The 21,387-nt window shown below is 69.6% G+C and carries 24 protein-coding genes and 1 tRNA gene; 17 read left to right on the forward strand and 8 right to left on the reverse strand.

The features are described 5' to 3' along the window. Nucleotides 1-36: 36 nt before the first annotated feature. The 5 genes from ACWF7A_RS15935 (at nt 37) to ACWF7A_RS15955 (ending at nt 4,009) form a co-directional block, all read left to right on the forward strand. Nucleotides 37-1,593 carry a trypsin-like peptidase domain-containing protein gene (locus ACWF7A_RS15935; RefSeq protein ID WP_452251190.1) on the forward strand — a complete coding sequence of 519 codons (1,557 nt, stop codon included), beginning with the start codon at nt 37-39 and terminating at the stop codon, nt 1,591-1,593. A 170-nt stretch (nt 1,594-1,763) separates the two neighbouring features. Beyond that, entirely contained in the window at nt 1,764-2,450 is a 687-nt protein-coding gene (locus tag ACWF7A_RS15940) for a response regulator transcription factor (protein ID WP_452251191.1), read from the forward strand. 23 nt (nt 2,451-2,473) lie between these two features. Beyond that, on the forward strand, nt 2,474-3,334 hold the full coding sequence (locus ACWF7A_RS15945) for a sensor histidine kinase (RefSeq protein WP_452251535.1): 861 nt from the start codon (nt 2,474-2,476) through the stop codon (nt 3,332-3,334). A 5-nt stretch (nt 3,335-3,339) separates the two neighbouring features. Next, entirely contained in the window at nt 3,340-3,840 is a 501-nt protein-coding gene (locus tag ACWF7A_RS15950) for a MogA/MoaB family molybdenum cofactor biosynthesis protein (RefSeq protein ID WP_089909148.1), read from the forward strand. Beyond that, nucleotides 3,827-4,009: a hypothetical protein gene (locus ACWF7A_RS15955; protein WP_452251192.1), complete on the forward strand. Its 183-nt coding sequence runs from the start codon at nt 3,827-3,829 to the stop codon at nt 4,007-4,009. The genes ACWF7A_RS15950 and ACWF7A_RS15955 overlap by 14 nt, the downstream gene beginning before the upstream one ends. Nucleotides 4,010-4,349: 340 nt before the next feature. Here ACWF7A_RS15955 and mscL read toward each other — a convergent pair whose 3' ends face one another. The 4 genes from mscL to ACWF7A_RS15975 all read right to left on the reverse strand — a co-directional run bounded on the left by mscL (nt 4,350) and on the right by ACWF7A_RS15975 (nt 6,409). Continuing rightward, entirely contained in the window at nt 4,350-4,793 is a 444-nt protein-coding gene (gene mscL / locus ACWF7A_RS15960; RefSeq protein ID WP_452251193.1) for a large-conductance mechanosensitive channel protein MscL, read from the reverse strand. Next, on the reverse strand, nt 4,793-5,347 hold the full coding sequence (locus ACWF7A_RS15965; protein WP_452251194.1) for an SAF domain-containing protein: 555 nt from the start codon (nt 5,345-5,347) through the stop codon (nt 4,793-4,795). The genes mscL and ACWF7A_RS15965 overlap by 1 nt, the downstream gene beginning before the upstream one ends. A gap of 71 nt (nt 5,348-5,418) precedes the next feature. Next, a complete protein-coding gene (locus tag ACWF7A_RS15970; RefSeq protein ID WP_452251195.1) occupies nt 5,419-5,748 on the reverse strand; it encodes an FmdB family zinc ribbon protein in 330 nt (109 codons plus the stop codon). 94 nt (nt 5,749-5,842) lie between these two features. Next, the gene (locus ACWF7A_RS15975; protein WP_452251196.1) at nt 5,843-6,409 is read right to left on the reverse strand and encodes a 5-formyltetrahydrofolate cyclo-ligase; all 567 of its coding nucleotides are present in this window, start codon (nt 6,407-6,409) and stop codon (nt 5,843-5,845) included. 38 nt (nt 6,410-6,447) lie between these two features. Here ACWF7A_RS15975 and ACWF7A_RS15980 point away from each other — a divergent pair, with 38 nt between their 5' ends. The 9 genes from ACWF7A_RS15980 to ACWF7A_RS16020 all read left to right on the forward strand — a co-directional run bounded on the left by ACWF7A_RS15980 (nt 6,448) and on the right by ACWF7A_RS16020 (nt 15,374). After that, nucleotides 6,448-7,332 (forward strand): UTP--glucose-1-phosphate uridylyltransferase, encoded by an 885-nt coding sequence (locus tag ACWF7A_RS15980; RefSeq protein ID WP_452251197.1) that lies wholly within the window; start codon nt 6,448-6,450, stop codon nt 7,330-7,332. A 17-nt stretch (nt 7,333-7,349) separates the two neighbouring features. Beyond that, nucleotides 7,350-8,573: a molybdotransferase-like divisome protein Glp gene (glp, locus tag ACWF7A_RS15985; protein WP_452251198.1), complete on the forward strand. Its 1,224-nt coding sequence runs from the start codon at nt 7,350-7,352 to the stop codon at nt 8,571-8,573. Continuing rightward, complete coding sequence (locus tag ACWF7A_RS15990) at nt 8,570-9,223, forward strand: GNAT family N-acetyltransferase (protein WP_452251199.1); 654 nt, start codon at nt 8,570-8,572, stop codon at nt 9,221-9,223. The genes glp and ACWF7A_RS15990 overlap by 4 nt, the downstream gene beginning before the upstream one ends. A 156-nt stretch (nt 9,224-9,379) precedes the next feature. Then, the gene (gene sepX, locus ACWF7A_RS15995) at nt 9,380-10,108 is read left to right on the forward strand and encodes a divisome protein SepX/GlpR (RefSeq protein ID WP_452251200.1); all 729 of its coding nucleotides are present in this window, start codon (nt 9,380-9,382) and stop codon (nt 10,106-10,108) included. A 69-nt stretch (nt 10,109-10,177) separates the two neighbouring features. Further along, nucleotides 10,178-10,250: transfer RNA gene (locus tag ACWF7A_RS16000), tRNA-Ala, on the forward strand. 333 nt (nt 10,251-10,583) lie between these two features. Continuing rightward, complete coding sequence (locus ACWF7A_RS16005) at nt 10,584-10,961, forward strand: cupin domain-containing protein (protein ID WP_452251201.1); 378 nt, start codon at nt 10,584-10,586, stop codon at nt 10,959-10,961. An 82-nt stretch (nt 10,962-11,043) separates the two neighbouring features. After that, nucleotides 11,044-11,598 (forward strand): hypothetical protein, encoded by a 555-nt coding sequence (locus ACWF7A_RS16010; RefSeq protein ID WP_452251202.1) that lies wholly within the window; start codon nt 11,044-11,046, stop codon nt 11,596-11,598. 255 nt (nt 11,599-11,853) lie between these two features. Then, a complete protein-coding gene (locus ACWF7A_RS16015; protein WP_452251203.1) occupies nt 11,854-13,848 on the forward strand; it encodes a protein kinase domain-containing protein in 1,995 nt (664 codons plus the stop codon). Nucleotides 13,849-14,051: 203 nt separating this feature from the next. Beyond that, nucleotides 14,052-15,374 carry a hypothetical protein gene (locus ACWF7A_RS16020; protein WP_452251204.1) on the forward strand — a complete coding sequence of 441 codons (1,323 nt, stop codon included), beginning with the start codon at nt 14,052-14,054 and terminating at the stop codon, nt 15,372-15,374. A gap of 142 nt (nt 15,375-15,516) precedes the next feature. Here ACWF7A_RS16020 and ACWF7A_RS16025 read toward each other — a convergent pair whose 3' ends face one another. Next, nucleotides 15,517-16,113, reverse strand: a complete 597-nt coding sequence (locus ACWF7A_RS16025; protein WP_452251205.1) for a hypothetical protein — start codon at nt 16,111-16,113, stop codon at nt 15,517-15,519. Between the two features lie 64 nt (nt 16,114-16,177). On the opposite strand from ACWF7A_RS16025, the gene ACWF7A_RS16030 reads away from it, so the two are divergent. Both ACWF7A_RS16030 and ACWF7A_RS16035 read left to right on the forward strand, forming a co-directional pair. Further along, on the forward strand, nt 16,178-16,699 hold the full coding sequence (locus ACWF7A_RS16030) for an RNA polymerase sigma factor (RefSeq protein ID WP_452251206.1): 522 nt from the start codon (nt 16,178-16,180) through the stop codon (nt 16,697-16,699). After that, nucleotides 16,689-17,339, forward strand: a complete 651-nt coding sequence (locus tag ACWF7A_RS16035) for a hypothetical protein (protein ID WP_452251207.1) — start codon at nt 16,689-16,691, stop codon at nt 17,337-17,339. Before ACWF7A_RS16030 ends, ACWF7A_RS16035 begins: the two co-directional genes overlap by 11 nt. Here ACWF7A_RS16035 and ACWF7A_RS16040 read toward each other — a convergent pair. Beyond that, nucleotides 17,326-18,864: a dolichyl-phosphate-mannose--protein mannosyltransferase gene (locus tag ACWF7A_RS16040; protein WP_452251208.1), complete on the reverse strand. Its 1,539-nt coding sequence runs from the start codon at nt 18,862-18,864 to the stop codon at nt 17,326-17,328. The genes ACWF7A_RS16035 and ACWF7A_RS16040 overlap by 14 nt on opposite strands. A 24-nt stretch (nt 18,865-18,888) precedes the next feature. On the opposite strand from ACWF7A_RS16040, the gene rsmI reads away from it, so the two are divergent. Continuing rightward, the gene (gene rsmI, locus ACWF7A_RS16045; protein ID WP_452251209.1) at nt 18,889-19,734 is read left to right on the forward strand and encodes a 16S rRNA (cytidine(1402)-2'-O)-methyltransferase; all 846 of its coding nucleotides are present in this window, start codon (nt 18,889-18,891) and stop codon (nt 19,732-19,734) included. Here the strand turns inward: rsmI and ACWF7A_RS16050 are convergent. Next, a complete protein-coding gene (locus ACWF7A_RS16050) occupies nt 19,726-20,439 on the reverse strand; it encodes an ABC transporter permease (protein ID WP_452251210.1) in 714 nt (237 codons plus the stop codon). The genes rsmI and ACWF7A_RS16050 overlap by 9 nt on opposite strands. After that, a complete protein-coding gene (locus ACWF7A_RS16055) occupies nt 20,429-21,361 on the reverse strand; it encodes an ATP-binding cassette domain-containing protein (RefSeq protein ID WP_452251211.1) in 933 nt (310 codons plus the stop codon). The genes ACWF7A_RS16050 and ACWF7A_RS16055 overlap by 11 nt, the downstream gene beginning before the upstream one ends. Between the last annotated feature and the right edge of the window lie 26 nt (nt 21,362-21,387).

Raw genomic sequence — 21,387 nt, forward strand, 5'->3', positions numbered from 1 at the left:
AAGGGTTCTCTCAGGACGACCCGACAGACTTGCCCCATGACCGAGAGCGACAAGCCAGCGAAGCAGCCGGAAGAGCCCACCTCCGCGCCGGACGCCGGTCAGACAGACTCCGGCGCACGGGTGCAGGGCCCGTCGCTGCCGGAACCCGGCCAGCCGGATCCTTTGCAGGGGGGATCCGGCCAGGCTGGGGCACACAGCGCCCCCGCCGGCCTGGGCGACGTGCCCGCCTCCTTCACTTCGGCCCAGCCGCAGGTGCCCTCACCTGACGCGGGCCAGACGCAGCTCGGCGGGTCCGGACCCGGCCAGCAGCTTCCCCCCTCAGGGTCCGGCCAACCTCACCCGCTCGGCCCAGGCGCCACGACCGCGCAGTTCGGCGCGGACCAGCCCGCCGGACCGCACTCGGGCCCGTTCGCGCAGCAGCACGCCGGGACCAACCCGTTCGCCGCGCCTGCTCAGGGCCCTCAGACGGGTCAGTACTACCTCCCGCCCGGCTACCAGCCCCAGCCCGGCCCGCCGCGCCCCAAGGGCCGGGGGAAGGTCGTGGCGGGTGTCGCGGCACTCGTGCTGCTCGTGGGCGGCCTCTCCGGTGGCCTCGGCGGCTACCTGGGCTACAACTTCGCGAACGAGTCGTCGTCCGTCAGCTCGCTCGACTCGCCCCGCCCGGCCTCGCAGACCTCCAACGCCCCCGCGGGCTCGGTCGAGGACGTGGCGAACAAGCTGCTGCCGTCCGTCGTCCAGATCCAGGTCACGACGCGGTCCGGCGCCGGTGAGGGCTCGGGCTTCATCATCTCCGGCAACGGCCAGATCGTGACGAACAACCACGTCATCGAGGGTGCCGCGTCCGGTGGCGACATCAAGGTCGTCTTCCACGACGGCAGGACGGCGTCCGCCAAGATCCTCGGCCGCGACCCGAGCTCCGACATCGCCGTCATCCAGGCCGACGGCGTCTCCGGACTGCCGGTCGTGCAGCTCGGCAACTCCGGTGACATGAAGACCGGCCAGGCCGTCGTCGCGATCGGCTCGCCCTTCGAGCTGTCCGGCACCGTCACCTCCGGCATCGTCAGCTCGGTGAACCGCCCGGTCTCGGCCGGCGGTGACCGCGGGTCGAACTCGCAGGCGACCGTGCTGAACGCCATCCAGACCGACGCCGCGATCAACCCCGGCAACTCGGGCGGACCGCTCGTGAACATGCAGGGCCAGGTCGTCGGCATCAACTCGGCGATCTACAGCCCGAGCCAGGGACAGGGCCAGGCCGGTTCCGTCGGCATCGGCTTCGCGATCCCGATGGACCAGGCGCGCCGCACGATCGACGAGATCGTGAAGTCCGGCAAGCCCAAGCAGACCGTGCTCGGCGTGAAGGTCGAGTCGACCGAGCAGGGCGCCAGGATCTCCGAGATCACCTCCGGTGGCGCGGCCGAGAAGGCCGGGCTCAAGGCCGGTGACGTGATCACGAAGTTCGCTGACCGCCGCATCGACGAGTCGGACACGCTGGTGGCCGCCGTCCGGTCCAAGGCACCCGGCGACAAGGTCACGATCACGCTGTCCGACAACAGGACGGTGGAAGCCACCCTCGACGGCGTCGAGGTGGGATAGGTCGGGGGACGACCGGTTTCCGGCATCCGCCGCCCGCCGGAAACCGGTCGTGACGACCCCGGAGAGGCCCGCTTCCTGTGAGCACCTGCCCCGCACACAGGAGCGGGCCTCTTCTTACGTCCGTGTGACGGATGCGGGCCCGGCAGGCGTTCGTGGCCTAGCGTGGTGACGTGGTGGAACGGGTGCTGGTCGTCGACGACGACACGACGGTGCGCGACGTGGTGCGCCGCTACCTCGAACACGCCGGGTACGAGGTCGAGCTCGCCGGTGACGGGGAGCAGGCGCTGCGGCTCATGGCCGCGCAGGAGCCGGACATAGTGGTGCTCGACCTGATGCTGCCCGGCATCGACGGGCTCGAGGTGTGCCGGAGGATCCGGGAGCGGGCCGGCACGCCCGTCGTCATGCTGACGGCGCTCGGCGAGGAGGAAGACCGCATCGCCGGGCTGCAGATCGGCGCGGACGACTACGTGACGAAGCCCTTCAGCCCGCGTGAGCTGGCATTGCGCGTCTCGTCGGTGCTGCGGCGGGCCCATCGGGCCTACGAGCCGCGGGTGGTCCGGGACGGGAACCTGGTGCTCGACGTGGCCGCGCACACCGCGACCCTCGACGGGAAGCCGTTGCAGCTGACCACCCGCGAGTTCGACCTGCTGGCGTTCTTCATCGGCAACGCGGGCAAGGCGTTCGGTCGCGCGGAACTGCTGGAGCGGGTGTGGGGCTGGCAGTTCGGCGACCAGTCGACCGTGACCGTCCACGTGCGACGGTTGCGGGAGAAGATCGAGGAGGACCCCGCGAAGCCCCGGCGGCTGAGCACGGTGTGGGGCGTCGGCTACAGGTACGACCCGTGTTCGACAGGCTGAGCCGCGTGTCGCTGACCACCGCGATGACCGTCATGGTCATCGTGCCGGTGGTGGCGACCATCGCCGGGGTGCTCGTGGTCAGCCAGTTCATGTTCACGCCGATGCTCAACGCGGCTCTCGCGGCGTGCGCGCTGGTCGGCGCGGTGACCGTGCCGTTCTCGATCATGCTCGGCCGCGCCATCGCGCGGCGGACGATGTGGGAGCGCGAGGCCGAGGCGTCCCGGCGGCAGCTGGTCGCGTGGATCTCCCACGACCTGCGGACGCCGTTGGCCGGGATCCGCGCCATGACCGAGGCGCTGGAGGACGGCGTCGTCTCGGAACCGGGCGAGGTCGCCGTCTACGCCAAGCAGATCGCCCACGAGGCCGACCACCTGGCGAAGCTGGTCGACGACCTGTTCCAGCTCTCGCGGATCACCGCGGGCGCGCTGAACCTGCCGATGCACGACGTGGCACTGGCCGACGTGGTCAGCGACGTCGTCGCCGCCTCCCGCCCGGTCGCCGCGCGCAAGGGCGTCGAGCTGCGTGCGGACGCCCGCTCGTGGCCGGTCGTCCGCGGCTCCGATCCGGAACTGATGCGTGTCGTGCGCAACCTCGTGTCGAACGCCATCCGCCACACGCCGGAGGGCGGCACGATCGCCGTCCAGGTCGATGTGGACGGACCCGAAGCAGTGGTGCGGGTGGACGACGCGTGCGGCGGAATACCCGACGACGTGCTGCCACAAGTCTTCGACGTGGGCTTCCGCGGCTCGTCCGCGCGCAATCCGTCCGGCGCCGGACTGGGCCTTTCCATCGCACGAGGCCTCGCCGACGCCCACCACGGGAGCATCAGCGTCCAGAACCACGGTCCTGGCTGCCGCTTCGAAGTCCGACTCCCGCTACGGTGATCGGTATGGAACGCAGCGCGCAGCGCCTTGGCCGCGCTTTGGTCGTGATCGTGGACGACCGGGTGGCGCACGGCGAGCAGGACGACAACTCCGGTCCCCTCGTCACCGAACTTCTGGAAGAAGTGGGCTTCATCGTCGACGGCACCGTCGCGGTCGAGGGTGAGGTGGTCGACATCCGGGCCGCTCTCAACACGGCCGTCATCGGTGGCGTCGACCTCGTGGTCACCGTGGGCGGCACAGGTGTGTCCCCGCGCGACGTCACCCCCGACGCCACGCAGGGCGTGCTCGACCGCCCCATCCACGGCATCGCCGAGGCACTCCGCGCCTCGGGTCTCGCCGCGGGCGCGGTCGACGCGGGCATCTCGCGCGGTCTCGCCGGCGTCTCGGGCAGCACGCTGGTCGTCAACCTCGCCGGGTCGCGCTCCGCGGTCCGCGACGGCATGGCGACGCTGTCCGCGTTGGTGCCCTACGTGATCGAGCAGCTGAGCGGTCTTGACGAAGAGTGAGTCACCGAAGCCGGCCGACGACGACGCCGTTGCGCGTCGTCGCCGGTTGGCGGAGGTGTTCGGCGACGTGCTCCCGGAGACGACGTCGGACGAGCGCGGGGGTCCGGGCGGCGCGGAGGACCGTGAGGCCTGGTACCGCGAGAACCGGCCGCCGCATCACGGTGGCTGACGCTGCTGCGTGACCCCGGCTGGGATGACGAGGCTGGCTGAGACGGCTGTGGTGCCGCCCGGCTCGTGGAGCCTGCTGGTGGGCCTCGGGGCCTGGGAATTGATGCCGATGGGCCTCGGCCGCGCCAGGGGCCTGGCTGTCGCAGGAGAGCCGGCTGCGCTAGCGCCTCTGGCTGTCGCTGAGCGCTGCGCTAGAGGCCTGGCTCCGAGCCCCGCGTCCCCATCCCCGGACAAGCGATCCCAGGTGCGTCCACAAGGGCGTGGACTGTGGTGCCAGGACAAAGCGCGCGGACCGCTGTGGAGCGGCGTGTGCGCGCTTCGTCTCGGCGGGGACGGGTAGGTCAGATCGCGGGACCGCGGCGGTCCGGTGCGATGGTCTGCTGCGCCGGCGTGGTCTGCTGCTGCGTCGCGAGGAGGTCGCGGATCTCGATCAGCAGCTCGACGTTCGTCGGCTCGGACGGGCCGGCCTCCTCGCCCCTCTTGCGGCGCTCCTGGATCTTCTGGATCGGCAGCACCAGGACGAAGTAGACGACAGCGGCCACGATCACGAAGTTGATCGCGGCGTTGATGACGTTGCTGAAGTCGAGGTACGTGTCCTCCTTGCCGGAGCGGATGTAGAAGCCGAGGCCCTTCGTCTCGGTACTGCCGAGCGAGGCGATGAGCGGCTTGATGAGGCTCGTGGTGAACGCGGTGACGATCGCGGTGAAAGCAGTGCCGATGACCACGGCGACAGCCAGGTCGACGACGTTTCCGCGCATCAGAAAGTCTTTGAATCCCTTCAGCATCAGCGGAGAGTAACTGCTAACGCGTGATCCAGTGACATCGCGGCCACGCGAGTTGCATTAAGTCTCGGCAACGTGAGGACGACGACCTGGCCGTGCGTCTCCCGCACCGCCGCGTTCTCCGCCAGCACCTCGCCGGAGGCGGACACCACGTCGACCCGGTGGCCCAGCCGCACCACGGCGGCAAGGCCCTGGTCAGCCACCCGCACGGCCACCGCGGCCTGATCTTCGCCCGCCGCCGAGAGGTCGAAGTCCGTCAGCGGGACCCCCGCCCGCGCCGGCGACGACAACGCGCGGCCGACCACCGCCCCGGAATCGGCAAAGGTCCCCGGTACGGGTGAGGCCAACGAGACCAGCCGGAGGTCGGAGGCCGACAACGACGCCCCGGCGGGCAGATCCCGCGAGGCGACCACCGCGGGATGGCCCACGTCGGGCCAGAAGAACGTCGACAGGGCCGCCAACGCCAGACCCAGGGCGAGAAAACGGCGCCACGCAACGGAAGGACGGCGGCGCGACAGCGTGCGGACTCGGTCGAGGACGGTCGTGGAAAGCGTCATGCCTCCGACCGTAGGACGGTCGGAGGCATGACGAACGGGGCTGGTCGCAAGTTGTGGACAACTCGCGATCTTCAGGACGCGGCGGCCGCCGGAGCGCTCGAGGACTTCGAGTCCGAAGACGACTTCTTGTCCGAGGACGAGGACGACGACGTCGAGGAGGACGAGGTCGACTTGGCGTCCGAAGAGGACGCTGTCGTGGAGGACGACGCGCTCGCGGACGAGCCCGAACGGCTGTCCGTGCGGTAGAAACCGCTGCCCTTGAACACGACGCCGACGGCGCCGAAGAGCTTGCGCAGCTTGCCCGAGCACTCGGGGCACTCGGTGAGGGAGGAGTCGCTGAACGACTGCACAGCCTCGAACCGGTGCTCACACGCGGTGCAGGCGTACTGGTACGTAGGCACTGGGTCTGCTCCTAGCTCTGGCACTCGACCTTTGTGAGTGCCAACACGATTTTCGCCCAGGACCTTCCCGGAGCGCAAACACCCCAGGTCAATGTCACAGCCAGCGCAGCCCGACGGAGGGCGTCAACACGCCGTTCATCCGCACGTCGTGAGCCTCGCCAGGCACCTCGGCGAGCACCTCGCAGTCCCGCACGACACCGACCAACGGGGCCTTGACCAGCGGCAACGACCGGTCGTAGTGCCCCTGCCCCTTCCCGATCCGCACCCCGGACACCGACACGGCGAGCGCGGGCACCAGCACCAGCGAGGCTCCAGCGACCGCCGAGGCACCGAGCCGGGGACCGGTCGGTTCGAGCAGCTTGAACCCGGCGGGCGCCAGCGACGACGGCCCGGAGTACACCGCCCAGTCCAGCGGCGAGTCGCCGGTCACGATCGGTAGCAGCACCCGGCACCGCAGCCCGTCGAGCCACGAGGCGTCGCCGGGCTCCGATCCGACCGGGATGAACGCACACATCGTCTGGTCAGGCGAAACGTCCAGCGCGGCGATGTGCGCGGCCAGCGCGGCGGCCTCGGTCTCGCGGATTTCGGCGGTCAGGGCACGCCGGGAGGCCAGCAACCGTGAACGCAGCGTGGCCTTCAGGTCACGAAGATCGGACGTCATGGTGGGTATCCCTCGGTATGTCGTTAGCATCGCAGCCCATGAGCAGCGCCTTCCACACCGCTATCGTGCCCGCGGCCGGTCTGGGCACCCGTTTCCTCCCCACGACCAAAGCCGTGCCGAAGGAACTGCTGCCCCTCGTCGACACCCCCGCCATCGAGTACGTGGCGCGCGAGGCGGCCGAGGCCGGCGCGACGAAGCTGGTCATCGTGACGTCGCCGACCAAGGCGTCGGTCGCGAGCTACTTCGACGAGAACCCCGAGCTCGAGCAGTCGCTGACCGCCAAGGGCAAGTCCGACCTGGTCGAGAAGATCCAGCGCGCGCCGAAGCTGATCAAGGCCGAGACCGCGATCCAGGACCAGGCGCTCGGGCTGGGCCACGCCGTCGGGTGCGCCGAGGGCAACCTGACGGGCGAGGACGAGGCCGTCGCGGTCCTGCTGCCCGACGACATCATCCTGCCCACCGGTGCCCTCAAGAAGATGGCCGAGGTCCGCCAGGAGAAGGGCGGCAGCGTCCTGCTGGCGTTCGACATCCCGCGCGAGCAGATCTCCGCGTACGGCGTGTTCGACGTCCGCGACACCGGCAGCGACGACGTCAAGCAGGTCGTCGGCATGGTCGAGAAGCCGAAGCCGGAGGACGCGCCGTCGACGTTCGCGGCGGCCGGCCGGTACCTCCTCGACCGGGCGATCTTCGACGCGCTCAAGCGCATCACGCCGGGCGCGGGCGGCGAGCTGCAGCTCACGGATGCCATTGCGCTGCTTATCAACGAGGGTCACCCCGTGCACGTCGTGGTCCACCGCGGCGGGCGACACGATCTCGGCAATCCCGCCGGATTCCTGCGGGCTGCGGTTGACTTCGCACTCGAGACCCCTGAGTACGGACCCGATCTGCGTGAGTGGTTGCGGGAACGCCTCGACAACTCCTGAGCGCGAGGACCAATCACATGAGGTCAGTGGACGAGCAGCTCGCTCGGGTGATCGCGGCCGCGGTGCGGCCCGCACCCGTGCGGGTGGCGATCTCCGAGTCGCAGGGCCTGCTCTGCGCCGAGGAGGTCGTCGCGGAACGCGCGTTGCCCGGCTTCGACCAGGCCGCCGTGGACGGCTACGCGGTGCGCAGCGTCGACGTGTCCGGTGCGAACGCGGGTCCCGTGCAGCTGCCGGTCGTCGGTGAGATCCCGGCCGGTTCCCGGCAGCCGCGCAGGCTGCAGCCCGGCCAGGCGGTGCGGATCGCGACCGGCGCTCCGCTGCCGACCCTGGCCGACGCCGTCGTGCCGCTCGGCTACACCGACGGCCACCAGGCCAAGGTGACGGTCAACCGCAGCGTGCCGTCCGCCGGGTTCGTCCGCCGCACCGGTGAGGACGTGCAGACCGGGGACGTCGCGGTGCGCCGCGGCGCGTCCATCGGTGCTGCTCAGGTGGGTCTGCTGGCCGCCGTCGGACGCAACAAGGTGCTCGTGCACCCCCGTCCGCGCGTGTCCGTCATCTCGCTCGGCGAGGAGCTCGTCGACGTCGACCGCACGCCCGGCCAGGGCCAGGTCTACGACGTGAACTCGTACGCGCTCTCCGCCGCCGCACGAGACGCGGGCGCGGAGGTCAGCCGGGTCGGCATCATGTCGGCCGACCCGCGCCGGCTGCGCGAGGTGATCGAGGGCAGGCTGCTGCTGTCCGAGATCGTCGTCATCGCCGGTGGCGTGGGCGGCACGATCGGTGACGAGGTCAGGGCCGCGATCGCGGACCTGGGAGACATGGACGTCACCCGCGTCGGCATGCACCCCGGCTCCGCCCAGGGCTTCGGGCGGCTCGGCCCGGACGCCGTGCCGACGTTCCTGCTGCCGGCGAACCCGATGAGCGCGCTCGTGGTGTTCGAGGTGCTGGTCAGGCCCCTGATCAGGGCCGCGCTGGGCAAGAAGAACCCGTACCGCCGCGCTGTCAGCGCCCGCCTGCTGTCGCCGCTGCAGTCGACCAAGGGCCGTCGCGGCTTCCTGCGCGGCCAGTTGCTGCGCGACGCGGACAACGGCGAGTACCTGGTGCAGCCGCTCGGCACGTCCGGGTCGCACCTGCTCGCGTCCCTGGCCGAGGCCAACTGCCTGATCATGGTCGACGAGGACGTCACCGAGATCTCCGTCGGTGAAGAGGTGCTGGTCAGCTTCCTAGCGCAGCGTGGATGAGCGTTTTCGCCGATCTGGGCAGACACCCCGGCTGGCCGGTCCGGCTGGGGCCTCTCCAGGTGCGCGCGGGAACCGTCGAGCTGCGAGGGCCGAGGCTCTTCGACGGCGGTAAGTGGTCCAGGCTGCGCATCCGCGACCGCGCCTACCTGGAGCAGTGGGAGCCCACGGCGGTGGAGGGCTGGGACGAGCGCAACGCGACGATGTCCTGGCCCGCGCAGTGGTCGTCGTTGCGCGGCATGGCCCGGCGCGGCACCACGCTGCCGTTCATGATCCTCGTGGACGGCGAGGTCGCAGGTCAGATCACCGTCGGCAACATCGTGCGCGGCTCGCTGCTGTCCGCCTGGATCGGCTACTGGGTGGCCGCTGATCGGGCGGGCGGAGGTGTCGCGACCGCGGCGGTGGCGCTGCTCACCGACCACGCCTTCCGCGACGCCGGACTGCACCGGCTCGAAGCCACGGTCCGGCCGGAGAACGGCCCCTCGATTCGGGTGCTGACGAAGTCCGGCTTCCGCGAGGAAGGCCTCTTCAAGCGTTATCTGGATGTTGCGGGGCAGTGGCGCGACCACCTCTGCTTCGCGCTGACGACCGAAGAGGTCCCGGATGGCCTAGTGAGCCGTTTGGTCGCACGCGGAGAGGCCCGTCTTCCCTGACGATTGCTTCCGTTCGTCCTAATCGCTTCCCCCAAAAGTGGGTGATAGACCACACTTTCGTACGTACAGCAGTCGGCGAGCCTCCGACACAGGTGTGACTGTTGTGACTAGCGTGGTTGTCAGCACCACGCGTGGGCCGGGGGAGGTGAACGGGGAATGCCGAGTTCGCTGATCATCGTTGCGCTGGTCGTCGCCTGGCTCGTGGTCCTCGTCCCCATGATGGCCCGCAAGCGCCAGGAGAGTGCGCGCAGCGTGGGGGAGGAGTACGACGCCATGCCGGACGCCGAGTACGACGACATCCACGACATCGACGACGACTACTTCGACGAGGAGGAGTACGTCGAGCGCCCGTTCCGGCGTGGCCGTGGTGGCTACGACCCGGAGACCGCCGCGCTGGTCGCCCAGGCCAAGTACGCGTTCCGCCGCAGAGTGGTGGCATTCCTCTTCGTCGCCGCGGTGGCGTCGGGAATCGTCGCCGGCGTGTTCTACGCGAAGCTCTGGTACGGCCACGCCGCGCTGGACCTGGTGCTCATCGGCTACCTCACGTACCTGCGCCGGCAGGTGCGGATCGAGGAGGAGATCCGCGCACGCCGGCTCGCCCGTCTGCAGCAGGTGCGCCGCCGTCGTGCGACGGGCCCGCAGCAGCAGGAGGTCGCGGCGCCCGTCGTCACGGACCTGCCGCGCCAGGCGGCCGCCGTGTCCGAGGAGGCCCCGACCACCCAGGTCGAGGTCGTCGAGGACAGGCCCGCGCTGCCGCCGTTGCCGCGCTTCGAGCACCACGTGCGTCCGGGCACCATCCCGGTCGACTCCGACGACGAGGACCCGGTCTTCGTCGAGTTGGACGGACTGGAGTCGCTGCGGTACCGAGGTGCTGTCGGGGCGTAGTGGGTCATGGGTGGGGGTGGTGAAACACCCCCTCTCGGGACTGCTATAGTTCTCCACGTAAGGCAGCAAGGGGCTGTAGCACAGTTGGTAGCGCGTCTCGTTCGCATCGAGAAGGTCAGGGGTTCGATTCCCCTCAGCTCCACGCAAGAAGAGAGCCGGTGGTCATTGACCACCGGCTCTCTTCTTTTGCGTCCCGCGTGCTTTCCTGTTTCGAGGGTGCCTTCTTCCCGCGTGCCTCATTCGTCCGTTGTTGGTGGGGGCGTGCGAGCGCGCCGGAGGCCTGTCAGCCCGTACACGAGCGCGGCCTAACCGAACGTCGTCGGACTCGGCGACAGGACGTTCCAGGTCCCGGTGCCGGACCAGGAGGACCGGGTGCGTCTGAGCTGAGCGATTCCGGGTCGCCCGTCGTAATGCGAACAGCACTTTCGTCTATATAACGGCCGTAAGCTCGTTCGGCTCCCGAAAGGCTGTACCCATGAGCGACGCGCCGCAGGACAAGGTCACGGTCCTGTCCGCTGAAGCCCTAGCCCAGCTGAAGTCGTTCCCGCTGCACGGCGACGAACGGCTGCAGAACAAGCTGCTGTGGAAGTCGCCCGACGGCGGCACCATCGTCGGCCTGATCCAGATGGCGCCGGGCGCGCGCGACGTCGGCCACAACCACCCGTCGGCGACGCAGCACACGTGGGTCGTCGACGGCACCGTGAGCATCGGCGGGGTCGAGGCGACGGCGGGTTCGTACGCGTTCGTGCCGCCCGGTGTCGACCACGAGACGATCGCGGGCGACGAACCGGTGACGATGTTCTACGTCTACCAGCCGTTCGCGCCGGAGCACGACCACGATCACGACCACTGACGGTTTTCCGCATCTATCGCGGTCACCCATCTATGGGGTGAAGTTGAGTGAACAACGCGGCGTCCACAAATAGTTTTCTCTCATGAGATCTGTGGTCGCCGCGTTATTACTCGTGGCCGTCACCTCCAGCGGTGCAGCGGCGTCGACCGAAGCCCCCACCGCCCGGTGCACGGCCGCCCGTCCTGTCGTCTCCAGCACGGAGACAGCTGTAGAAGCACGCGTTCTCACCGGCTGCACGGCCGGTGAGCTCGTCGTCTTCCGGGCCGCCCTGATCGCCCGTGCCCACGGCACGTCCTGCGCCGCGGTCTCCCAGGAACTGGAGGCGGACCCGGCCACCGAGCCGCAGTGGGTCCGAGCCCGGCTGGAACTGGTCTGCGCACCCGGTGAGAAGGGGCTGCTCGGCTCCGCCATCACCGTCGAGATGCACGACCAGCAGAACACCCGCGTCGTCACGTACGGCCTGTCCGACTCCTTCACGGAACGAGACCCGGCCGCGCGGCACCTGTGGACCATCGAGTTCGTCGCGGGACTCGGTGACCTGCCGGTGGCGCCCGATCCGGCCTCGCGGACATCCAGCGCGACGGCGGGGCAGGGGAGTTCTCGCACTTTCTCGGATCACCAGGTCAACGGCGGCTGACGCCGTTTCTTCCACCCGTTCGCCGGGTGTTCGTTCGTGCTGCCTTCGATAACGAATCGCGCAGAACGGACGACTTCTGTCAACGAAGCCGTCCATCGCAACGTGTAAGAGCCAAGAGGCCCAACGTGCGATGGAGGGGGTACGACGCGGTGATCAAGAAAAGGGTTGCTGTGGCGTCGGCCGCAAACCAATCACGCATCGCGGGGTGACAGGTCGCCTAGGCTGGGGGTGATCTCGGAAGGGGTGGTGTGAGTCGTGGGGCTCGCTGAGTCCTTGCTCACGTGGCTGCACGGCTTCGTGGGTGCGAGTGTCTGCCCCGGTGACTGGGTGTGGACCACCACGGCGCTCGGTGCGGTGCTCGGGTTGTTCCCGACGATCGGGGCGCTGCTGTCCATCGCGGTGCGCCGGGTGGTCGGCAACTCCTACGGGCCCGTGACCGGTGCCATCTTCACCGTGCTCGGCGTCGCCAGCTGCCTGGTGCTGCCGTGGCTCATCATGCGCGGGACCGTGCAGGGGCTGAGCCAGCGGACCATCACCGGCGCCGACTCGCTCGACGAGGCCACCTGCTTCGGCTCGTTCTCCCAGGGCAGCTACCTGGTCGACGGGGCGCCGTCGATCGTCGCCGTGATCCAGCGGCCGACCGCGCAGCCGTTGTTCCTGGCCGCCGCCGGCATCACCGTCGCGCTCGCTCTGCTGTGCCTGCTGTTCGTCATGCTGCAGTCCGGTTCGGCGTTCCGGCTCGGGCCGAACTGGCCGCGCCGGGTGTTCTGGCCGATGTTCCTGGTACTGCTGGTGACGACGTCGGCATTCCCCGTGACCCTCGTAGGCCATGTGCTCCTCGGGTTTCTGCCGATTGCGATAATCGGCTCACTCGTGGTGCGGATTTTCGGGTTGACTACCGCCATGCTGAACCGCCCCGGCCGCGACCGGTCCCAGGACCGGAACTCGCAGAACTCGCCGCCACCGCAGCCGGTGGCGCGCACGCCGCAGAACCAGAACAACCAGCTCCCGCCCGGTCAACCGCAGAAGAAGGCGCCGACCAAGCCGATCGACGCCTCTGCCCACCGGCCGCCGCCGCAGAACCCGGGCCAGAACCCGCCGCCGTACCAGCCGGCACAGGTGCCGAAGTACCAGCCGGCGCCGATGAACCGGCCGATGCGCCCGGTGACGCAGCCGCAACCGCAGCCGTCGAACCACCCGCAGAACCAGCCGCCGCCCCGGCAGTACCCGCCGACGCGCGTCGCCGAGGTAATGCCGCAGCCCCAGGCCCCGCAGCCGTCGAACCCGGCGGTGCTCGCGGACACCCCGGGCCCGCTGCCGTTCGGTCCGGGCGCGGCCAACGCCGAGTCGCCCGCGCCGGTGCAGAAGTCGGGCAAGGTCTGGAACCCCGGCAACGGCCGGTTCCGCCGCGTCCGCCAGCTCGGTTCCGGCGGCTTCGGCACGGTCTGGCTGGCCGTCGACGAGCAGCTCGACCGCACGGTCGCGGTGAAGCTCGCGCACGCCCCGGACAACGAGACCGAGGCGCGCATGCTCCGCGAGGCCCGCGCGCTGGCCGCGGTCCGTCACCCGAACTGCGTGCGGGTCTTCGACATCGTCCAGGACCCGGACGGCCTCGCCCTGGTGATGGAGTACATCGAGGGCGCGTCGCTGTCCGAGACGGTGCTGAAGAACGGCCTGATCGACGACAAGCTCGCCGCCCGCCTGTGGCTGAACATGGCAGACGCCCTGGCAGCGGCCCACGACCGGGGCGTTCTGCACCGCGACGTGAAGCCGTCCAACGTGATCGTCGACGGCCAGGGCACGGCGCACCTGATCGACTTCGGCATCGCCCGCTCCAAGGGCGACAGCACCCTCACCGCCACCGGCATGATGGTCGGTACCCCGGACTTCCTCGCGCCGGAGACCGCACGAGGAGAGACGGCGTCCCCGGCGTCGGACTCGTGGCAGCTGGCCGCCACGGTGTCGTACGCCCTGACCGGCCACCCGCCGCGCGGCTCCCGCGAGAACCCGATCTCCTCGCTGATGGCCGCGGCCCAGGGCGAACCGATCACCAAGCTGCCGCAGAACAGCGCGCACGCCCGGCTGCTGCTCGCGGCGATGGACCCGGAACCGGGTCGCCGTCCGTCGCTGGCTCAGGTGCGGGGGCAGCTGTCGCAGTTCCTCGACCAGCAGGGCATGAGCAAGGAAGGCCCTGTGACGAAGATGATCAGCAAGCCGACTCCGCCGCCGACGAGGCACATGCCGATGTAGGCGAAGCGGGTGAACCCTCACACGGTGGCTAACGGTCATAAAGGGCGAAACGACGACGTCGTTGATTCCTGACCGCAAAGCCGCCATGCGAGGGAACTATGACCGCTGAAGAGAGTTGGCATGCCGCACGCCTGATTCCGACTTCGGGCATCAACGGTGCTGAAGAACAAGAGCGACGGGCGACATCGGCATTGCTGGCCGTCATGTCGGCGGTGCGCGAGTTCGGCCGGGCACTGACCCAGCCACTGGGGGCGCCCGCCGCCGCCGTGCAGACCTACATCGAGGTGCCGTTCGACCTGGACGGCCGCAAGCTCATCCCGGACGGGTTGATCCGGGTGACGCGCGGGCAGAGGTCGTGGACCGCGCTCGTCGAGGTGAAGACCGGGTCCAACGAGCTCCAGACCGAACAGCTGGAGAACTACCTCGACGTCGCGTGCAGGTTCGGGTACGACGCCGTCATCACGATCTCGAACGAGATCTCGCCGCTTCCCGGCCAGCACCCGACTCCGGTCGATCGCAAGAAGCTCAGGAAGGTGGCGCTCCACCACTGGTCGTGGAGCGAGGTGCTCTGCGAGGCCGTGATGCAGAAGGAGCACCGCGGGGTGGCCGACCCCGACCAGGCGTGGGTCCTCGGCGAGCTGATCAGGTACCTCGAACACCCGCGGTCGGGAGCGATGGCGTTCGAGGACATGGGCCAGTCGTGGGTGCCGCTGCGGGACGCGGTGGAGGCTCGCACGCTGCGGACGACCGACAAGATCGCACCCGACGTGGTGCTCCGGTTCGAGGCACTGCTCCGCTTCGCCGGTCTGCAGCTCGGCCGCCGGCTGGGCACCGACGTCACACCGGCGTTGTCCCGCAAGGACCTCGCCGAGCCCCAGGTCCGCCTCGCCCGCCAGCTCGCGCAGCTGGTGGCCGACGGCAGGCTGTCCGGAGGGATCCGCATTCCCGACACGGTCGGGACGCTGCACGTCGTCGCCGACCTGCGGGCGGGCCGGGTGATCTGCGGTGTGGACCTGGAGGGCCCCAGGGAGGGCCGTCCAGCGACGCGGATCAACTGGCTGCTCCGGCAGCTGAAGAACGCGCCCGACTCGGTCCGGCTGGAGGCGTTCGTCGCGCACGGCAGGGGAGCGGGCGCGTCGGAGCTGCTGGGTGCCGTCCGGGCGAACCCGGCGTTGCTGATCGCCGACCCGCAGAAGGAGATCCGCGGGTTCCGGGTCGAGATCTCGGTCCAGATGGGGACGAAGCGCGGCACGGGCCGGAACTCGTTCATCGACTCCGTGCTGAACGCGGTGTCGTCGTTCTACGAGGAGATCGTGCAGAACCTCAAGCCGTGGGCCGCCACGCCGCCGAAGATCAGAGCCGAGGCCGCGTTCGTGCCGCCCGCGGACGTTCCGGTGGCGCTGGTGTCGACGGCGCCGTCGTCGCAGGACGGGCCCGAGCTCGTGGCCCCGGCGGCGGTGCCCGAGCAGGAGATTCCCGCCGAAGTCGCGGCACCGGTTCCGCACGAGGTACCGGTCGACGCCTAGGCGAACCGGGTGAACGTTGGACCGGTCCGTAACGGTGATCCACCGTTCACCGACCTAAGCCGTGGTCCACCCGGAAGCCTCGGCATCTCACGGGATGCCATGCGAAGAGTGGTGAGGCGGTTTCCGCCGATCGCCTCACCACTCACCTTCGGGCCGAAGGCCTCAACCGCTTGCGCAGCAGCAGGAACACCCCGGCGGCGCCGACCACCACCAGCCCGACCAGCCACACGGGCAAGGGCTTTCCCGAAGGCGGGTCCGGCACCGTGACGGCGGCCGGTGCGGGTGAGGCCGACACCCCGGGCTTCAACGGCGGCGCGATCGTCTTCCACGGCCAGACGCTGCCGGCGCCCTGCGCCATCTGCGGGTCCACCGGTTTCACCAGCAACGTGCCCGGCACGGTCAGCGTGCCCAGCGGGTGCTCCTGGAACGCCCCCTGCACCCCGAACACCTCGTAGGTCCCGGCGGGCAGGGAGAACGTCACGGCGTAGTGCGCGGGTTCGCCCAGCGCGACGCCGGGGAACTCGAACGAGTCGGCGCCGGACTGGAAGCGCAGGCCGGTCTTGCCGAGATCGCCCGAGAACGGGTGGGTGCCGTGCTGCAGCACCCAGTACCCGGCGGTGTGGGTCGTGTCGGCCTGGATCGACGGCACCGGGTCCACGTACGTCACCGCCCAGCCGCCCGCGACGGCGGAAGGCGCGCTGATCAGCAGGAAAGCGCACATCAGTAAGAGAATCCTCATGACGCGAATACACCGGGAACCGAAGTGTGGTTCCCGGTGTAGAGAGGGCATCACGGACGAAGCGGTGGCACGGGCGATCGCAGGTGACCAGGCGGCCTACGGCGAGCTGGTCGCCCGGTACACCGCGCTCGCGCACCGGACGGCGTACCTGCTCGGGGCCGGTGCGGACGCCGGTGACGTGGTGCAGGAGGCGTTCGTGAAGGCGTACCGGAAGCTCGGCACCTTCAAGGAGGGCCTGGACTTCAAGCCGTGGCTGCTCAAGATCGTGGCCAACGAGACGAAGAACCTGCATCGCGGGCGACGGCGGCGGAACCTGATGGAGCTCAAGCTCGCTGCCGTCACGGAGACCGTCGACCACGACGATCCCGGCACGCTCGTGGACGACTCCCGCGCGAAGCTCCTGAAGGCCGTGCAGAGCCTGCCGGAGCACGACCGGCAGGTCGTCACGTGCCGGTACCTGCTGGACCTGAGCGAGGCCGAGACCGCGCAGACCCTCGGCCTGGCCAAGGGAACAGTGAAGTCACGGCTGTCCAGAGCCCTCGCGAAACTGCGCCCGATGCTGGAGGAGGTGGCCCATGATCGATGACCAGGCGGAAGCGCTGCGAGACCTCGGCCGCCGCATCCACGTGCCGGAACCGCCGGACGTCACGGCCGCGGTGCTCACCCGCATCAACGCGCCCCGGAGACGCTGGCTCAAGGCGTTGGTGGCGGCACTCACCGCGTTCGCCATCGCGTTCGCGGTGTCCCCGGCGGTGCGGGCCGGCGTCCAGCAGCTGCTGGAGTTCGCGGGTGTCGAGTTCCGCACCGAACCACCGGCGCGGGTCGCGCCTCCGTTGCCCAGCAACGACGTCTCGCTCGACGAAGCCAGGAAGCAGATGCCGTTCGAGATCCACCTGCCGGCGAGGCTCGGCACGCCGGACAAGGTCACCGTCCACGAAGGACGGTTCGTCACGCTGCACTACGGCGACCTGAGGCTCGACCAGTTCGACGGCACGATCAGCTCGACGATCGGCAAACTCGTCCACCAGGACGGAGTCGAGCAGGTCGGCGACAAGATCTGGATCCCGTACCCGCACGTCTTCTTCTACATCGACCGCGACGGCCAGTGGCACACCGAGGAACCGCAGAAGGCGGCCCAGACCCTGCTGTGGCAGAAAGGTCAGGTCACCTTCCGGCTCGAAGGTGACCTGACCAGGGAACGTGCGCTGGAGATCAGCGCCAGCTAGGCAGCCACAGCTGCTGCTGCCACATCTCCGGTGTGATCGGGTTGCCGTTCAGGATCGGCCACAGCCACACGAAGTTCGCCACCACGATCCCCACGTACAGCGCCACGACCAGGAGCCCGGTGCCGCGGCGTTCGGCACCGGCCGTGCGGCGGCCCAGGATCTCGCCCAGCGCCAGCACGATCAGCAGCACCAGGAACGGCGCCATCGGCGTGACGTAGAAGAAGTACATCTGCCGGTCGAGGTTCAGGAACCACGGCAGCAGGCCCGCGGCGTAGCCGACCAGGACGCCGGCGTAGCGCCAGTCCATCCGGCCGATGGTGCGGAAGATCGCCCAGCCGATGACCGGGAACGCGAGCCACCACATCGCGGGCGTGCCGATGAGCATGATCGCGCCGAGGCACGACGCCGCGCCGCAGCCCGTGACGGAGTTGTCGTAGTAGTAGAGCATCGGACGCAGGCCCATCGGCCACGTCCACGGCTTCGACTCCCACGGGTGCCGGTTGGTCTCCGAGGTGACCAGCTCGACGTGGAACTTGTAGACGTTCTTCGCGTTGTACCAGAGCGACTGCAGGGTGTCGGGGATCCACGCGACGTCCTGGACCTTGGTGCCGACGACGTGCCGGTCGATGCCGGTCTCGCTCGCCATCCACGGGAACCACGTCGCGACGTAGACGAGCACGGGGATCGCGACCAGGCCGCCCAGCGACGGCAGGACGTCCTTCACCAGCGCGCCCAGCCACGGCTCCTCGACGCCCGCGGCCCGGCGGGCCAGCGCGCTCCAGATCACCGTCAGCAGACCGAACGCCGCGATGTACCAGATGCCCGACCACTTGATGCCGCACGCCGCACCGAGCATCACGCCCGCGCCGACGCGCCACCAGCGGAAGCCGATCGACGGGCCGAACGCCGAGTTGTTGATGAAGCCCTCGCGCACGGCGACGGCCAGCCGCGCCCGCATCTGTTCGCGGTCCACGACCAGACAGCCGAACGCGGCCACCACGAACAGCGCGATGAAGATGTCGAGCATGCCCATCCGCGACTGGACGTGCGAGACGCCGTCCGCGATGAGCAGGATGCCGGCGAGCGCGCCCAGCAGGTCGGAGCGGGTCAGGCGGCGGGCGATGCGGATGATCAGCAGGATCGTGATCGCGCCGGCGAGCGCCGAGGCGAACCGCCAGCCGAGGCCGTCGTAGCCGAAGAGCTCCTGGCCGATCGCCATCAGCTGTTTGGCGAGCGGCGGGTGCACGATCAGCTCGTAGCCCGGGTTGTCCTCGTAGCCGCCGTTGCGCAGCACCTGCGCCGTCTGCGGCACGTAATGCTTCTCGTCGAAGATCGGCGTGCCCTTGTCCGTCGGATAACCGACGTTCCAGAAGCGCACGACGGCACCGATCAGCGTCACGACGGCCGTCATGAGCCACCCGCGCAAGCGGTCTCCGGACGGTGGCGGGTCTAGTACCGCCGCACGATCCGTAGGCGGCTCCTCGACGACGACGGGCGCCTCTCCTGGCTGCACGAGGACTGTCACGCCGCCGATCGTAGGGTGAAGCTTGTGAGTCCTGTATCCGGTTCAGGCCGTCTGGTCCTGGCAGCCACCCCGCTCGGGGACATCCGCGACGCCTCGGCGCGCCTGGTCGAGGCACTCGAGACGGCCGACGTGATCGCCGCCGAGGACACCCGCCGGCTGCACAGCCTGGCCATGGCGTTGCAGGTCAAGCCCTCGGGGCGGGTGATCAGCTTCTACGACCAGAACGAGGTCGGGCGCCTTCCGGGACTGCTGGAGTCGCTCCACAACGGCGAGACCGTGCTGCTCGTGACGGACGCCGGAATGCCGTCGGTTTCCGATCCCGGTTACCGGCTCGTCGCCGCGTGTGTCGAGCAGGACCTCACGGTCACGTGCCTGCCGGGGCCCTCCGCGGTCACGACGGCGCTCGCCCTCTCGGGCCTGCCGAGCGACAGGTTCGCGTTCGACGGCTTCCCGCCGCGCAAGTCCGGCGAGCGCAAGCGCTGGTTCGCCCCTTTGGCCACCGAGCAGCGGACGGTCGTGTTCTTCGAGGCGCCGCACCGGCTCGCGGAGACTCTGAAGGACGCCGTCGAGGTGCTCGGGCCGGACCGCCGCGCCGCCGTGTGCCGCGAACTGACGAAGAAGTACGAAGAGGTCGTGCGCGGCAGCCTCGGCGAGCTCGCCGAGTGGGCCGTGGAAGGCGCACGCGGCGAGATCACCGTGGTGCTCGGGCCCGCGCCCGTGGCGGCCACGCCCGACCTCGAGACGCTCGTCGCCGAGGTCAAGCAGCGCGTCGCGGACGGAGAGCGGATGAAGTCGGCCGCCGCCGAGGTCGCGGAGGCGGCCGGGATCAGCAAGAAGACGCTCTACGACGCGGCGATCAAGTCAAGCTGACTCCTTGTTGAACGTGCGCACGCCGTAGAACACGCCGACCAGCACCAACGCCGCGACGGAGATCAGCCCGTAGAGCATCGAGCCGGGGTTGAAGATCGACCGCTCGGCGTCGACGACGTGCGCCAGCGGGTTGATCCGCGACAGCCAGTAGAGCCACTGCGGGCCGTTCGACATCGGCAGCAGCACGCCGCTCAACAGCATCAACGGCACGATGGACGCCGACAGCACGGACGCGAAGACGTACTCCAGCTTCACCTTCAACGCGATCGCGTAGGACACCGAGCCGATCGCGATGCCGAGCAACGCCACCAGCCCGAGCCCGAGCAGCATCTGCCCGGGCGAGGCGCGGAAGCCGAACAGCATCGCGGCCAGCATGATCAGCAGGCTCTGCACGACCAGCAGCACGACGTCCTTGCCGACCCGCCCGACGAGCAGCGCGACCCGGCTGACGGGGGTGACCCGCAGCCGTTCCATCACGCCCGTGCGGACCTCGGGCAGCAGCGAGAAGCCCGCGTAGGCGGTGCCGAACAACGCCATCTGCACGAGCAGGCCCGGCACGAACCACTGCCAGCCGGTGTCGCCGAGCAGCGGTCCGAAGAGGCCGAGGTAGAGCAACGGCTGGGCGATCCCGAACACGATCGCGACAGGGTTGCGCACCACCGGCAGCATCACGCGGCAAAAGACGAGCCAGGTGTCATGCAGCATGGGCTTCCTCCCGCAGGGAACGGCCGGTCATGGTCAGGAACACGTCGTCGAGCGTCGGCCGGTGCACCTGGACGCTGTGCAGCTCGACACCGATGTTGTCGAGGTCGCGCAGCAGTCCCGGCAACGCGCGGTCGCCGTTCGGGATGCGGAAGCTGACCTTCTCGCCCTCGACGACGGCGTTCTCGAACTTCGACGCGACGATCGACGCCTGGGGCGTGCCCAGCACGACGAGGTCGCCGGAGACCTGGTGCTTCAGGTCGTCCGGTGAGCCCTCGCCGACGATCGAGCCGTGGTCGATGACCAGCAGCCGGTCGCTCAGGAAGTCGGCCTCGTCGAGGTAGTGCGTGGTCAGGAAGACCGTGGTGCCGTCGGTCTTGAGCTGCCTGATGTGGTCCCACAGGTTGCGCCGGCTCTGCGGGTCCAGGGCCGTGGACGGCTCGTCCAGGAACAGCAGCCGCGGGTCGTGCAGCATGCCCATCGCGATGTCGAGCCGCCGCTGCTGGCCGCCCGAGAGCGTGACGACGCCGCGCTTCTCGAGCCCGGTCAGGTCGAACCGGTCGAGCAGGCCGGCGACCTTGCGGCGGGCGTCGTGCTTGGACAGGCCGTAGAAGCGGGCCTGGAAGTCGAGCTCGTCGGCGACCCGCTGGTCGAGCCCCGCGCCGTTCTTCTGGCCGACGTAGCCGATGTTGCGGCGCACCCCCGCCGGGTCGGTCAGCAGGTCGTGCCCGGCGATGGTCGCCTCGCCCGCGGTCGGCTGCAGCAGCGTGGTGAGCATGCGCAACGTCGTGGACTTGCCGGCGCCGTTCGGGCCGAGGAACCCGACGAGCTCGCCCTCGGCGACGTCGATGTCCACACCCCGCACAGCGTCCACGGGACCGGCCTTCGTCTCGAACCGGCGCGCGAGGCCGCGTGCCTCGATCATGACGGAACCCCCTCTAGTCAACTTTG

This window comes from Lentzea sp. NPDC055074, assembly GCF_053608005.1.

Coding starts and splice junctions, on each gene's coding strand:
- ACWF7A_RS15935 (WP_452251190.1), top strand. CDS start 37: ATGACCGAGAGCGACAAGCCAGCGAAGCAGCCGGAAGAGCCCACCTCC.
- ACWF7A_RS15945 (WP_452251535.1), top strand. CDS start 2,474: ATGACCGTCATGGTCATCGTGCCGGTGGTGGCGACCATCGCCGGGGTG.
- ACWF7A_RS15950 (WP_089909148.1), top strand. CDS start 3,340: ATGGAACGCAGCGCGCAGCGCCTTGGCCGCGCTTTGGTCGTGATCGTG.
- mscL (WP_452251193.1), bottom strand. CDS start 4,793: ATGCTGAAGGGATTCAAAGACTTTCTGATGCGCGGAAACGTCGTCGAC.
- ACWF7A_RS15965 (WP_452251194.1), bottom strand. CDS start 5,347: ATGACGCTTTCCACGACCGTCCTCGACCGAGTCCGCACGCTGTCGCGC.
- ACWF7A_RS15975 (WP_452251196.1), bottom strand. CDS start 6,409: ATGACGTCCGATCTTCGTGACCTGAAGGCCACGCTGCGTTCACGGTTG.
- ACWF7A_RS15980 (WP_452251197.1), top strand. CDS start 6,448: ATGAGCAGCGCCTTCCACACCGCTATCGTGCCCGCGGCCGGTCTGGGC.
- glp (WP_452251198.1), top strand. CDS start 7,350: ATGAGGTCAGTGGACGAGCAGCTCGCTCGGGTGATCGCGGCCGCGGTG.
- ACWF7A_RS15990 (WP_452251199.1), top strand. CDS start 8,570: ATGAGCGTTTTCGCCGATCTGGGCAGACACCCCGGCTGGCCGGTCCGG.
- sepX (WP_452251200.1), top strand. CDS start 9,380: ATGCCGAGTTCGCTGATCATCGTTGCGCTGGTCGTCGCCTGGCTCGTG.
- ACWF7A_RS16005 (WP_452251201.1), top strand. CDS start 10,584: ATGAGCGACGCGCCGCAGGACAAGGTCACGGTCCTGTCCGCTGAAGCC.
- ACWF7A_RS16010 (WP_452251202.1), top strand. CDS start 11,044: ATGAGATCTGTGGTCGCCGCGTTATTACTCGTGGCCGTCACCTCCAGC.
- ACWF7A_RS16020 (WP_452251204.1), top strand. CDS start 14,052: ATGTCGGCGGTGCGCGAGTTCGGCCGGGCACTGACCCAGCCACTGGGG.
- ACWF7A_RS16025 (WP_452251205.1), bottom strand. CDS start 16,113: ATGAGGATTCTCTTACTGATGTGCGCTTTCCTGCTGATCAGCGCGCCT.
- ACWF7A_RS16035 (WP_452251207.1), top strand. CDS start 16,689: ATGATCGATGACCAGGCGGAAGCGCTGCGAGACCTCGGCCGCCGCATC.
- ACWF7A_RS16050 (WP_452251210.1), bottom strand. CDS start 20,439: ATGCTGCATGACACCTGGCTCGTCTTTTGCCGCGTGATGCTGCCGGTG.
- ACWF7A_RS16055 (WP_452251211.1), bottom strand. CDS start 21,361: ATGATCGAGGCACGCGGCCTCGCGCGCCGGTTCGAGACGAAGGCCGGT.